This window comes from Methylobacterium sp. J-067 (assembly GCF_022829465.1).
In the GTDB taxonomy this organism is placed as follows: Bacteria; Pseudomonadota; Alphaproteobacteria; order Rhizobiales; family Beijerinckiaceae; genus Methylobacterium; species Methylobacterium litchii.
In genome coordinates, this window is record NZ_JAKSXZ010000117.1 from 1 (window position 1) to 329 (window position 329).

General features: G+C 75.4%; 1 pseudogene. It reads left to right on the forward strand.

What is annotated here, in order from left to right:
- A pseudogene (locus MKK52_RS17350) lies at positions 1-329 on the forward strand (methyl-accepting chemotaxis protein); the annotation flags it as partial.

Consider the following 329-nt stretch of genomic DNA (forward strand, 5'->3'; position numbering starts at 1 on the left):
TCATCGGGATGGTCTCGTCCTCGGCCACCGAGTTGCAGGCCACGGCCGGCACCATGAGCGGCACCGCCGCCGAGACCGCCGCGCAGTCGACGGCCGTCGCGGCCGCCGCCGAGGAGGCCGGCAGCAACGTCGCCACGGTCGCGGCGGCGGCCGAGGAACTGGGCTCGTCGGTCCAGGAGATCGGGCGGCAGGTGGACGGGTCCGCCAGCATCGCGCGGGAGGCGGTGATCGCCGCCGACCAGACGGGGGGGCTGGTGCAGGACCTGAGCGCCGCCGTGGAGCGCATCGGCGACGTGGTGGGGCTGATCTCCTCCATCGCCGGCCAGACG